Below are 13,608 nucleotides of genomic sequence, written 5' to 3'. Positions count from 1 at the left end.
TATCCTGCTCGATATTCGTTTGGAGAAGAATGTAAGCAATTATTCCATCAGTTTTTTATACTTGCCCCAGTTTTCGAATACCACCCATAGCCAAATAATGAAAAGTACAGCCCAAATAATTAGTCCCATTTGGCTGTAAAAAATCATGTTGTGGGTAAAAATACCAATGAGTATGGGGAAGATGACCAGTGCACCCAGTGTTCTCGTTTTTGGGAAAATAAACAATAAACCGCCCAAGAGTTCGATGATTCCAACCAGTGGCATTAGCCATTTGATCGTGGCAAAAGCCTCAAATACCTTTTTCATGTCCATATCCATTGGTGGCGTAGGCATATAATGAAAAAGTTTATCCAGCCCCGCATTGATGAATAGCAAGGCAAATAAAATACAAAGTATATTTTTAAAGATCTTCATAACAGTCAATTTTAAATTGATTATTTTACGGTTATCGTTGTAGGGGGATCAGTGCTGTTATCTTCTTTGTCTTCTTCGTCTTTGTTTGTATTTCGTTCTACGGTAATTGTACATTCTGTAAGCAATGCGGCTACAGCGCCAATTGCTGCAAAGACAGGAGCTAAGATCAAGCCTATTGCACCAATAGTGACAGGAAAGCTCATGATTTCTTTGCCATGTTTGTCCGAAATGCTGATTTTGCTCACATTGCCCTCAGCAATGATTTCTTTGATCTTTTGTAAAAGGTTTTCACCGTTAATCTGAAATGTCTCTTTGAATCCCATAATGATATAATTTAAGTTCGCTCTTATAAAGTTATTCATTTTTTTACAAGAATTTATACAAAGTTATCAGCATTGTTGATCTCCGGTTAATTATAAACTGTATGGTTATTTTGGAATGGAGGAAAGCGCTTTTGCCTTTTGTTTCAAAAGTTTTTATCGTATATCCTTGTGCTATATATTACCCGTGAATGATGGACCAAAATTTACTTGAGCCATCTGTTTGGCTCTTTCGTGAAAGCACGTGCTCCTCGTAGAGAACAACTGTCCATCAAATTCGCTCTTAATACGCTTTTTTATCGGATATACTTCGGATATTTAACGGTGCTTATTCGCTCGTAACCGAAGAAGCACCGAACGAGTACCGAAGAAGTACCGAACAAGCACCGAACGATCTCCGAATTTGATCGCTCGTTAAACATAAAAAAAGTCCCGTGCATTGCGCCGGACTTTTCGAGATTTATAGTGTAGCTATTAACCTAATGCTGTTAAGCTTTCTTGAAGAATTTTAATCTTCGCTTCGGCATCAGCCTTTTTACTTTTTTCGTTTTCAACAATTTCAGGTTTAGCATTTTGCACAAACCGTTCATTGGAAAGCTTTTTGTCTACAGATACAAGGAAGCCTTTTAGGTATTCCAATTCTTTCTCGATACGCTCACGCTCGGCATCCGCATCAATATTGTTCTCTAAGGTAACATAACATTCGTCTTTGCCGGCAAGGAAACTTGCTGCACCAGTTATTTTCTCGGAAACAAAAGTCACACCCTCCAAGTTTGCAATCTTGGTGATGATATCAATATATTGCTCCAGGTTGACGTCCGATTGTTGATTGATCGCTAACGGTAAAGCAACTTTAGGGGAGATACCTTTAGAATTGCGAATATTGCGAACTTCCGAAATAATCTGTTGAGCGATAGCGAAATCTTTTATCAGTTGCTCATCAAAATCATTCGCTGTAGGATAAGCGGCTACGATAATGCAATCTTTCTCGTCTTTCATACCGAACAGTTCGTCATGCCACAATTCTTCTGTTAGGAAAGGCATGAAAGGATGTACTAAAGTGAGTATACGTTGGAAAAAAGATTTTACTGTTGCTAAGGTTTCGCTAGAAATAGGGGAGCCATAAGCCGGTTTCACTAATTCAAGGTACCAAGCACAGAAGTCATCCCATACCAATTTGTAGGTTGTCATCAGTGCATCTGATAAACGATAGTGTTTGAAGTTCTCTTCGATATCGACCAGAGCTTGATTTAACCTTGCTTCAAACCAAGATGCCGAAATCTTATCTGAATCCGAAGCTGGAGTAGTTGTAATTTCCCAGCCTTTAACCAAGCGGAATGCATTCCAGATCTTATTGGCAAAATTACGGCCCTGTACACAAAGTTCTACATCAAAAGGAAGGTCATTACCTGCTGGAGCAGTCAATAACATTCCCATCCGCGTAGCATCTGCACCATATTCATTCATCAAATCAATCGGATCAGGAGAGTTGCCCAGTGATTTAGACATTTTACGGCCTAGTTTGTCGCGTACAATACCCGTGAAATAAACATTTTCAAAAGGCAATTGTCCACGGAACTCATATCCTGAAACGATCATACGTGCTACCCAAAAGAAAATGATGTCCGGGGCAGTGACTAAATCTTGCGTAGGGTAATAGTAGTTGATTTCTGCATTTTCTGGTTCATTGATACCATTGAAAACCGAAATTGGCCATAGCCAAGCTGAAAACCAAGTATCTAGCACATCCTCATCTTGACGTAGATCGGTCAATTGAAGCGTTGTATTACCTGATTTTTCCTGCGCTAAAACAAGAGCCTCTTCAACCGTTTGTGCAACCACAAAGTCTTCGTTTCCATCGCCATAGAAATACGCCGGTATTTGGTGTCCCCACCACAATTGTCTTGAGATATTCCAGTCGGTAACATTCTCCATCCAATTGCGGTAAATATTTTTGAATTTCGTTGGATGAAATTTAATGGTATCATCCATAACATTATCCAATGCCGGTTTTGCAAGATCCTCCATCTTAAGGAACCACTGATTAGAGATTTTTGGCTCAATAACAGCACCTGTTCGCTCTGAAGTTCCAACATTATTGGTATAGTTTTCAACTTGCTCCAATAATCCTTTTTCCTCCAGCTCTTTCTCGATTTCCTTACGGACTTTAAAACGATCCATGCCGGCGTAATGCAGGCCATTGTCGTTTAGTTTTGCTTCGTCGGTAAAGATGTCGACAAATTCCAGGTTGTGCTTTTTACCTAGTGCGTAGTCATTCACATCGTGCGCTGGAGTAACTTTAAGGCATCCTGTACCAAACTCCAAATCGACATATTCATCTTCAATGATGTTCACTTTTCTACCAACGATCGGAACAATGACTTGCTTTCCTTTTAACCAGGTGTAGCGCTCATCATTGGGGTTGATACACACGGCTGTGTCACCAAATATGGTTTCAGGACGGGTCGTCGCCACAACAATATATTGATCGGTGCCCTCAACCTGATATTTCAGGTGATATAATTTGCCGTTTTTCTCTTTATAAATAACCTCTTCGTCAGAGATATTTGTTTTTGCTTCGGGATCCCAGTTGACCATGCGGTAGCCACGATAGATCAATCCTTTATGATATAAATCGACAAATACGCGGATAACAGATTGATATAGCTCCGGATCCATGGTAAAACGTGTACGATCCCAGTCACAGGAAGCACCAAGTTTTTCAAGCTGTTTTAAAATAATACCACCGTATTTTTCCTTCCATTCCCAAGCATGTTTTAAGAAATCTTCACGTGATAAAGATCGTTTGTCAATTCCTTGTTCTTTCAACATAGCGACGACCTTAGCTTCAGTGGCAATGGAGGCGTGATCGGTCCCCGGTACCCAACAAGCGTTTTTTCCCTGCATACGTGCGCGGCGAATCAAAACGTCTTGAATGGTATTATTCAGCATATGCCCCATGTGCAATACACCCGTGACATTCGGAGGAGGCATCACAATCGTGTAAGGTTCACGTTCGTCCGGGGTGGAACGGAAAAATCCATTCGCTTTCCAATAGCTGTACCATTTTTCTTCAGCTTCTTTTGGATTGTAAGTTTTCGCTATGCTCATTTTAAATTTTTGTATTCAAACTTTTAAGGAACACAAAAGTAAGGAATTCTATGTTATTTTCCTTAGTTATCGACTTATCTTGTTCTCAAACAACGAGAAGCCCTGTATAAAGCTTAGTCTATCGATTCAATGAAGGTCCTGCTTCAGCTGAAGAGGGAGATATTCAAGCTGTGTAGTACATTATCCGCTATTTATAGTTTTTTAATCTTTTCTTCATATTACTAAGTAATTAGCCTGTATTTCATGTAAATTAATGTAAATTTGCCTGTTTTATTTTTACACGAAGGAATGCAACGATTTGCTAATGAGCTTAGGGCTTTAACACAATATTTTCTATTCTGGTTAATTATCTGTTTTATAGATAGATTAATTTTTATTACTGCTTTTTTTGAGAAAATAGGTTTTTCCAATTTTTCGGAAATTTTTAAGATTTATTATCACGGTCTGAATCTGGATTTTTCAGCTGTCTCTTATATTTGCGCACTACCATTTCTGGTGTATTGCCTGTTAGGGTTTTTCCCAAAACTGAAACCTAAAAGACTGCTCTTGGATATTTATACCATTATCGTCCTGGTATTGTTCTTTGTGACAAGTTTTATCAATGTCAATATCTATCGGGAATGGGGCGACAAGATTTCTAAACGTGCCATCGATGCATTTTTCGCCTCACCTTCAGGGGCCGTAGCTTCGGCAGAGTCCACACCGGTATTCCTCCCAATCGTCGGTATGTTGATCGGTATATTCTGTGGATATTTTCTATACCGCTGGATGTTTAAAAAAGTCTCTTTTTTCAATATCAAATCTCCTGTAGGTAACTTTTTCAAACTCGCAATCGGAGTTTTTGTGCTCTTTACGTTTATTCGCGGTGGTTATGGGAGAGCAACATTAAACCCTAGTAAGGCCTATTATTCCGAGGAAACATTTTATAATCATGCAGCAGTTAATACCCAATGGTCTTTTTTACGGGATTTCTTTGCCGAAAGTACCAAACTGAAAAACCCTTATAATTATTATGCGGATCAGAAAGAGATTCGGGACAAGTTGCGCCCCGCCTTTCAAAGCCAACCTGACTCTGCCGTAGAGGTATTGTCAACGACTCGTCCGAACGTCGTTATTATTATGTTGGAAAGTTTTGTCGGTGATCTTATTCAGTCTCTTGGCGGGGAAAAGGGAATTACGCCACACATGGAAGAGTTGATTAAAGACGGTATTTTGTTTGACCATATTTATTCTGCTGCTGATCGGTCCGACAAAGGCATGGTAGCGGTGTTGAGCGGCTTTCCGGCGCAAGGACCCGAGAGTATTATCAAGTATATCGACAAACATGAAAATATGCCTGCCATTGGGCAAGAGTTCGATCATGCCGGCTATGAAACATCATTTTATCATGGCGGTCAGAGTGAGTTTTACAATTTTAAATCGTATATGCTGACGCATGGGATGTCTAGGGTGGTGGATAACGCCAATTTTGGATTGGATGCCGAGCGTGCTTCTTGGGGTGTATATGACCATGTGGTCTTTAATCAAATGATCAAAGACTTCAGAAAAGAGAAACAGCCTTTCTTTTCGACGATCTTTACCTTAATTAATCACGAACCATTTGAGTTAAAACACGGCTATAAATTTGGCAACGCTACCAATGCGGATAAATTCCGAAGTACAGCAAATTATACGGATTCAGCTGTTTTTGATTTTATCAATAAAGCTAAAAAGGAAGCTTGGTATAAGAACACTCTTTTTGTTATCGTGGCCGACCATGGACATCGACTTCCATCTGAAAAATGGGAGCTATTTCACCCCAATCGCTTTCATATTCCGCTGATCTTTTTCGGTGATGTTATAAAACCTGAATATCGTGGGAAAATATTTAATAGAATCGGCAATCAAACGGATTTGGCGGCAACTTTATTGACACAATTGAAGCTCCCAACAGATCGTTATCATTGGAGCCGGGATCTTTTTAATCCGACGACGCCTCAAATTGCATTTTACAATTCGAAGGATGCCTTTGGTGTGATTACCCCACAACAGGCGGTTTCTTTCGATAATGTAGGCAGAATTATCAATTACAGATCCAACAAGGAATATCCTGCTGGCAAAACAGACAGCTTATTGAACATTGGCAAAGCGTATTATCAAGACGTATACCGTGAATTTTTAAAATATTAGGGCTATGAAATTAAAAGGAGTATTTGCACCTTATTTTGCTGTCGCAATTCGTTTTATCTTTCTTCTAGTCATCTATGCGTTATTGCGATTGGGGTTTTATGGCGTCAATGCTTCCTTATTTCCTCATGTCGATGCAGGTAAGCTCCTGGTGATGTTTGCGGGTGGCGTACGATTCGACATCGTGGCACTTCTGTATCTAAATATCCTGTATATTGTGATGCTGACTGTTCCAGGTCCATTTAAATCGAATAAAATCTATCAAAAAGTTGCAAAATGGATCTTTGTCGTGACCAATTCAATTGGTATAGCGTTAAATCTGATTGATTTTGCCTACTATCCATTTACCCTCAAAAGAACGACAGGAACAGTAATCGACCAATTTTCCAATGAATCCAACCTGATGAAGCTGGCTTTTGATTTCTGTTTGGATTATTGGTATCTCATTATCGTGTTGGTACTGGTTGTTTATGGTTTGATTAAATCGTATAAACTTGTTCAAATTGAAAGGATTACGAAATATAGCTGGAAGTCATTTTTGATCCAATTGCCTTTGTTTTTATTGACTGCTTTTCTTTTTATTGGTGGTGTGCGTGGCGGTTGGGCACACAGTACCCGTCCAATTACATTAAGTAACGCGGGTGATTATGTAGAGACGCCGGAAGAAATGAATATCGTACTGAATACGCCATTTAGTATATTAAAAACATTGAAGGCTGTTAATCTTAAACCTGTCCATTATTATTCCGAACAAGAGCTTGAACAGTTATACAATCCTATTCATGTACCGCAATCAGACCAACCTTTTGCAAAGAAAAATGTCGTCGTTCTGATTTTGGAGAGTTTTGCAAAGGAGCATTTTGGTGAATTGAATAAAGATATTCAAGGTGGTAAATACAAAGGTTATACGCCTTTTTTGGATTCATTGATCCGCAATGCTTACACCTTTACAGATACCTATGCCAATGGTCGTAAATCAATTGATGCCCTACCATCAGTCATCACGGGCATTCCTTCCATAGGAGAGCCTTTTGTACTTTCGATATATTCTGGAAATGAAACCACAAGCTTAGCGAAGCTTTTAGGGAAAAAGGGATATGAGACTGCTTTTTTTCACGGAGCACCCAATGGCAGTATGGGCTTCTCCGCTTATATGAAACTGGCGGGTATCCAGCATTATTTTGGTAAAAACGAATATAACAATGATGCTGACTTTGATGGTATATGGGGAATCTGGGATGAACCGTTTTTGCAATTTGTAGCGAATAAGATCAACACTTTCCATCAGCCATTTTTCGCTAGTTTCTTCTCTTTATCTTCGCATCACCCATTTAAGGTACCTGAAAAGTATCAGGGGAAATTTCCTAAAGGACCTTTGCCCGTACAGGAACCCATTGGATATACCGATAATGCGCTGCGTGAATTTTTTGCAACAGCTTCCAAAATGCCCTGGTACAAAAATACCGTATTCGTTATCTGTGCAGACCATGCTACTGTAAGCTACCTGCCGGAATATCAAACGGCAGCAGGGGGCTTCCAAATTCCAATAATATTTTATGCACCTGGGGATAATCTAGTTGGCAAAGCGGATAAACTGGTACAGCAAATAGATATTATGCCTACGATTTTAAATTATCTGCACTACGATGAACCTTATTTTGCCTTTGGTTCGGATGCCTTTAAACCCGGTAAGGATAATTTTGTGCTCAATAACAATGCGGGGACTTATAACCTTTATTATAAAGATTATATGATGTCTTATGATGGACTGAAAGTGACATCATTCTATGATCTTAAGAAAGATCGTTTGATGAAACAGGATCTGTTGAAACAACATCCCGCAGTATTGGATACCATGGAAAGCAAGATGAAAGCTTTTATTCAACAATATAACAACCGTATGATCGAAAACAAGCTGACCTATAAAAAATAGGCAGCTGGTTTTCTATTTGTTTAGCCTAGACCGAATGCTTCTATCGATCATAAATAACATTAAATCATAGACGAGGTAGATCAAAGGTAAGGTGAAGATGACCAACAGGATAAAGCCACGCGACTTATCGTCGAAAGAGCCATTGACAAGATAGTTGGCCAGACTGGACCAAAACCAGATGAAGAAGTAGAAAGAGCTGGGAATGATCAAGTTGCCCAGGAGCAGTGCATAGCCGTATTTACCCAGTTTATATTTTAGATAGATATATCGGATATGGAGGCAAAGCAGGCATATTGACCCGATCAAAGCAAGTAATTCGGGACTTAACCAAAGTATTACTTTTGCCAATAAGTTGGTTTTTAAGCCGACTTCAATATGAAAACTTTCTTTGTTTTCTACCTGATCAATTCTCCATTGAACAATGGAATCTGTCTGTAATTTGGCGGTTCCCAGATCCTGTGTAAGTACATCCATCTTCCCATCGAGGTGCAGATACAGTTCAATCGGCCCAAAGGACGACCAATATCTGGAAGGAAATAAGAGGTAGTCAATTTTGTATCTCGTCCGAATATCCCGTCGGTCATAACCCATGTAAGCGCTGTATTGAATCTGAATGCTGTTGTCTCCTTTGTGTAGTTTAGCGGTAAAATAAAAGGCATCATCCAGCGAAATACGCTTCCATTCATCGTTGTCATAACTGATTTCATAATAACCATCTTTTAGCCGTAAAAAGGGGAAGTTGGCATCGGGTTGATCCATTGTTTTTGCGTCAATTTCGTCTCCATTGACAAGGATGCGATCCAATCCATTCATATTTAGGGCGAGAAATACAAGTGGCAATTTGATATCTTCTTCGGCCTTGATGTTATAGACAATGCTGAAATGACTGTGATAATCAGTATCGTAGTCTATGGTATCTGTTGTCAGGTGAATGTCAATACGCTCATTGGTAACTTTCACTTTCTCTGCCGGAACAAGCTGTCCAGTGATACTATGAGGTGCCATTGGATTTGCCATGTTGGCAAACAATGTCCTTACAGCGAGCAATAGATAGACAGTTGTTAGTAGATTTTTATACTTCATTTGTATGATATTGCCTGTTTTTTATCAAGTTTCATATTCATTTGCCGGCCTTTACATAACATAATTAGGGCGGTTGAATGTTAGAATATACTTGATCTTTAACAAGATGAAAGTATAAATTAAAAGGCAGAAATTAAAAAGGCGTTTTATATTCGTCTATCTCCGACTCATATTTGTCAGGGATGTGGCTTTTACCCCGATACAAATAAAAACCTTCATGATTTCGCAAACACCACTAGCAATGAAAGCGAACCAAAAGTCTTTCTGTCCAATAATAGGAGACTCTTTCAGAAAAGAAAAAGACCTATGCTTTGCGGCATAGGTCTTTTTCTTTTTATATTCCACTTTTTATTGCGGTTTATACACCCAACAATAAACGAGCTGGATCTTCTAATAATTGTTTTACACGAACCAAGAAGCTTACTGACTCACGACCATCGATGATACGGTGATCATAAGAAAGCGCAATGTACATCATTGGACGAATCACCACTTGTCCATTTTCAGCAATAGGACGTTGGATGATGTTGTGCATACCCAAGATTGCGGATTGTGGCGCATTGATGATCGGTGTAGACATCATTGATCCGAATACACCACCGTTGGTAATTGTAAATGTACCACCGGTCATCTCGTCAATCGTTAATTTGTTGTCACGGGCTTTACCTGCCAATGTAGCAATTGCTTTTTCAATTTGCTCCAATGACATGGCATCAGCATTACGGATAACCGGAACAACCAAACCTTTGGGTGCAGAAACTGCGATTGAAACGTCTGCAAAATCAGAATATACAATCTCATTATCTTCGATACGTGCATTTACCGCAGGCCATTCAGCTAATGCCGTTGTTACAGCTTTTGTAAAGAATGACATGAAGCCAAGGCCGATTCCAAATTTCTCTTTAAAGGTATCTTTATATTTAGCACGAAGATCCATGATCGGCTGCATATTGACTTCATTGAATGTTGTCAACATAGCCGTTTCGTTTTTAACGGCAACTAAGCGTTTTGCGATTGTTTTACGTAATGAAGATAATTTCTCACGACGTTCGTTTCTAGAGCCCGCTACCGGAGCAACTGTTGCAGCTGGAGCGGCAGCAGGTTTTGCTGCTGGAGCAGCGGCTTTAGCAACAGGTTGAGCTTTTTCGGCATCCTCTTTTGTGATGCGACCTTCTTTACCTGTTCCTTTTATTGTAGAAGGATCAATTCCTTTTTCTCTTAAGATTTTTGCAGCAGCAGGAGAAGCTGTACCAGCAGCATAGCTATCTGGATCTTCATCTTTTGCAGCGGCAGCCGCAACTGGAGCTGCATTTGACGCTTCTGCAGCAGGGGCAGCAGCTGGAGCTGAACCACCGGCAGGAGCAGCGCCTTCTTCAATTGTACAAACAACGGCACCGATTTCTAAAGTATCACCTTCTTGTGCAATGATTCTTAAGATACCCGCTTTTTCAGCTGGTAATTCAAACGTTGCTTTGTCTGATTCCAGTTCGGCGATGTTTTCATCCATCTCCACATAATCGCCATCTTGTTTCAACCATTGTGATAAGGTTACCTCCGTGATTGATTCACCTACGGTTGGTACTTTAATTTCTAAGCTCATATATAATGTTCTTTATTGACAATTGCGTCCTATAGCTAAGACGCAATTGATTTTAAATTGTTTTTATTCGAATGATTTATTTAAGATCTCTGCTTGTTGTGCAACGTGTTGTTTCATATAACCTGTTGCTGTACTTCCACTTTCTTTACGGGCAACAAAACCTGTAAATGCAATCTCAGTACCCATGAGTTTACGGCAGTAGTAAGACCATGCGCCCATGTTCTCATTTTCTTCCTGAACCCAAACAAATTCTTTTGCCTTGTTGTATTTTTTACGGATTGCTTTCAATTGCTCTGTAGGAATTGGGAATAATTGTTCCAATCTCACGATAGCGATATCTTTGCGTTTGTCCGTTTCTTGTTTTTCTAATAAGTCGTAGTAAACTTTACCCGAACAGAATAACACGCGTTTAACGTCTTTCGCCGCAACATTTGCATCATCGATTACCTCTTGGAAAGCAGCTTCTGTAAAATCTTTCAACGGTGATACCACTTTAGGGTGGCGCAACAATGATTTTGGCGTAAATACAACCAATGGTTTACGGAACTCACGTACAAGTTGACGACGCAACAAGTGGAAATAGTTAGCCGGAGTAGTACAGTTTGCTAAGATCATATTCTCATCTGCACATAACTCTAAGAATCTTTCGATACGTGCTGAAGAGTGCTCAGGACCTTGACCTTCCATACCATGAGGAAGCATCATAACTAAACCGTTAGAACGTTTCCATTTTGTCTCTGCACTCGATAAATATTGATCGACGATGATTTGAGCACCATTATAGAAATCTCCGAATTGAGCTTCCCAGATTGTCAACGAATTTGGATTAGAAGATGCATAACCATATTCAAATCCCAAAACAGCATATTCTGAAAGTAACGAATTGTAGATAGAGAATTTATCGCCACCTTTAATATTGGCTAAAGGAACATATTTCTCTTCCGAATCTTCAAGCGTCAATACCGCATGACGGTGTGAGAATGTACCACGTTGTACATCCTGACCCGAGATACGAACACGGTTACCTTGATCCAATAATGTCGCGTAAGCCATCAATTCACCCATTGCCCAATCGTATGAATCAGCAGTGATCATTTTGGCACGATCTTCAAATAAACGTGTAATCTTACGGAAGAATTTTTTGTCCGAAGGTAAGGTTGTGATTTCTTTCGCTAATTTTAAGAATAGATCCTTTGCAACTTTCGTTTTATCCGAAGTTGTTAATACTTCACCTTTTTTAGCAGGACGTAATCCTTCCCATGCACCTTTAAACATCGGGATCTCTTCAGTCAATACTTCAACTGTTTTAGCTTCCTCAAATTTAGTTTGCAATTCAGCTTTAAATTCTTTCTCGATATTTTTAGAATACGCCTCGTCAATACTTCCTTCAGTAATTAATTTTTTAGCGTAAACTTCTTTCGGGTTCGGATGTTTTTCGATGATTTTATACAACAATGGTTGCGTGAATTTTGGTTCATCAGCCTCATTGTGTCCAAATCTTCTATAACATAACAGATCGATAAATACGTCTGTTTTATATTTTTGACGGTATTCAACAGCTAAATTAATCGCATAAACTACCGCTTCAGCATCATCACCGTTCACATGGAACACTGGTGAAGAAGTGATTTTTGCTACGTCTGTACAGTATGTTCCTGAACGGGCGTCTTTATAGTTTGTTGTAAATCCGATCTGGTTGTTGATGACAATATGTACCGTACCGCCAGTTTTGTAACCATCGAGTTTGGACATTTGGGTTACTTCGTAGACTACACCCTGTCCAGCAATGGCTGCATCACCATGAATGATGATCGGTGCAATTTTAGAAGAGTCACCTTCGTATTTGAAATCAATCTTAGAACGGACCATACCTTCAACGATTGGATCTACTGTTTCCAGATGCGAAGGGTTCGGTGCCAAACTTAAGTGGACAGATTTACCATCGTTTGTTTTAACCTCAGAAGAGAATCCTAAATGGTATTTTACGTCACCACCAAAGTTTACTTCAGGATCATCAGCGTAAGTCTTACCTTCAAATTCAGAGAATACTGATTTGTAAGATTTACCCATGATATTCGTCAATACATTCAGACGGCCACGGTGAGCCATACCGATAACAAATTCCTGGATACCGATTTCTGCACCTTTTTCAATGACAGAATCTAATGCTGGGATTAAACTTTCCGCACCTTCCAATGAGAAACGTTTTTGACCTAGAAACTTAGTGCCCAAAAAGTTCTCGAATACAACGGCGTGGTTTAATTTGTTTAAAATTCTCTTTTTTGTGTCCAAAGAGAATTTTGGCATGTTACGGTCCGCTTCCATACGGTCCTGTAACCATTTAATTTTCTCTGGGTTACGGATATATTTGAATTCTGCACCAATAGAACGGCAGTAAGTATCCTCCACCAATTGACGGATGTCTTTTAATGTTGCTGGACCTAAACCGACTTCAACACCTGCATTAAAAACGGTATTCATGTCTGCTTCGGCAAGACCAAACGTTTCCAATTCCTTACCAGGATAGTATTTACGTCGCTCACGAACAGGGTTCGTGTGTGTGAATAGGTGGCCACGGTCGCGGTAACCATTGATCATGTTCAGCACATTGATTTCTTTCAATACGTGCTCAGGAGTAGCTTCGCCTACTGAACTTGTTGTTCCACCAGCATTTTGACCGAAATCAAAACCTTCAAAGAATTTTTGCCATCCGAAATCTACCGATTGGGGATCTTGCTTGTACGATTGATATAAGCCATCGACATAAGCCGAATCAGCATTACTCAAATATGTCAGATTGTCCATTTACAATTAAAACTATGAAATTTGTCAAAGTTATGAATAAAAAAAGAGTTTCTAATACTGAAATTGAATAATTTAATCAATAAATCTATCCAATTCTTAACATTTTTAGCATGATTTAAAAGGGCCTTCCAGCGCACTACAAATTTATTTTCTATTGGAATTATTTATTTCTGCCG

Annotated in this window: 8 protein-coding genes; 2 read left to right on the top strand and 6 right to left on the bottom strand. The window is 39.4% G+C overall.

Features of this window, described 5'->3' with window-relative positions; translation table 11 throughout:
- Window positions 1-39 precede the first annotated feature (39 nt).
- The 3 genes from ACLCDV_RS21890 to ACLCDV_RS21880 all read right to left on the bottom strand — a co-directional run bounded on the left by ACLCDV_RS21890 (window position 40) and on the right by ACLCDV_RS21880 (window position 3,845).
- Window positions 40-414 (bottom strand): DoxX family protein, encoded by a 375-nt coding sequence (locus tag ACLCDV_RS21890; RefSeq protein WP_075994106.1) that lies wholly within the window; start codon window positions 412-414, stop codon window positions 40-42.
- A gap of 20 nt (window positions 415-434) precedes the next feature.
- Window positions 435-776 carry a DUF4342 domain-containing protein gene (locus ACLCDV_RS21885; RefSeq protein WP_312338336.1) on the bottom strand — a complete coding sequence of 114 codons (342 nt, stop codon included), beginning with the start codon at window positions 774-776 and terminating at the stop codon, window positions 435-437.
- Between the two features lie 432 nt (window positions 777-1,208).
- Complete coding sequence (locus ACLCDV_RS21880; RefSeq protein WP_343568872.1) at window positions 1,209-3,845, bottom strand: valine--tRNA ligase; 2,637 nt, start codon at window positions 3,843-3,845, stop codon at window positions 1,209-1,211.
- Between the two features lie 546 nt (window positions 3,846-4,391).
- Here ACLCDV_RS21880 and ACLCDV_RS21875 point away from each other — a divergent pair.
- Both ACLCDV_RS21875 and ACLCDV_RS21870 read left to right on the top strand, forming a co-directional pair.
- On the top strand, window positions 4,392-6,014 hold the full coding sequence (locus ACLCDV_RS21875) for an LTA synthase family protein (RefSeq protein ID WP_411972248.1): 1,623 nt from the start codon (window positions 4,392-4,394) through the stop codon (window positions 6,012-6,014).
- Window positions 6,015-6,018: 4 nt separating this feature from the next.
- The gene (locus ACLCDV_RS21870; RefSeq protein WP_411972247.1) at window positions 6,019-7,944 is read left to right on the top strand and encodes an LTA synthase family protein; all 1,926 of its coding nucleotides are present in this window, start codon (window positions 6,019-6,021) and stop codon (window positions 7,942-7,944) included.
- Window positions 7,945-7,956: 12 nt separating this feature from the next.
- On the opposite strand, the gene ACLCDV_RS21865 is transcribed toward ACLCDV_RS21870, so the two are convergent.
- The 3 genes from ACLCDV_RS21865 to ACLCDV_RS21855 form a co-directional block, all read right to left on the bottom strand.
- Window positions 7,957-9,027: a hypothetical protein gene (locus ACLCDV_RS21865; protein ID WP_411972246.1), complete on the bottom strand. Its 1,071-nt coding sequence runs from the start codon at window positions 9,025-9,027 to the stop codon at window positions 7,957-7,959.
- A gap of 358 nt (window positions 9,028-9,385) precedes the next feature.
- Window positions 9,386-10,627 carry a 2-oxoglutarate dehydrogenase complex dihydrolipoyllysine-residue succinyltransferase gene (odhB, locus tag ACLCDV_RS21860; protein ID WP_317669614.1) on the bottom strand — a complete coding sequence of 414 codons (1,242 nt, stop codon included), beginning with the start codon at window positions 10,625-10,627 and terminating at the stop codon, window positions 9,386-9,388.
- A gap of 63 nt (window positions 10,628-10,690) precedes the next feature.
- On the bottom strand, window positions 10,691-13,432 hold the full coding sequence (locus ACLCDV_RS21855) for a 2-oxoglutarate dehydrogenase E1 component (RefSeq protein WP_286778263.1): 2,742 nt from the start codon (window positions 13,430-13,432) through the stop codon (window positions 10,691-10,693).
- Window positions 13,433-13,608: the final 176 nt, after the last annotated feature.

The organism is Sphingobacterium sp. Lzh-3, assembly GCF_046764375.1.
Classification (GTDB): Bacteria; Bacteroidota; Bacteroidia; order Sphingobacteriales; family Sphingobacteriaceae; genus Sphingobacterium.
This window is presented reverse-complemented; position numbering and strand designations above follow the sequence as displayed.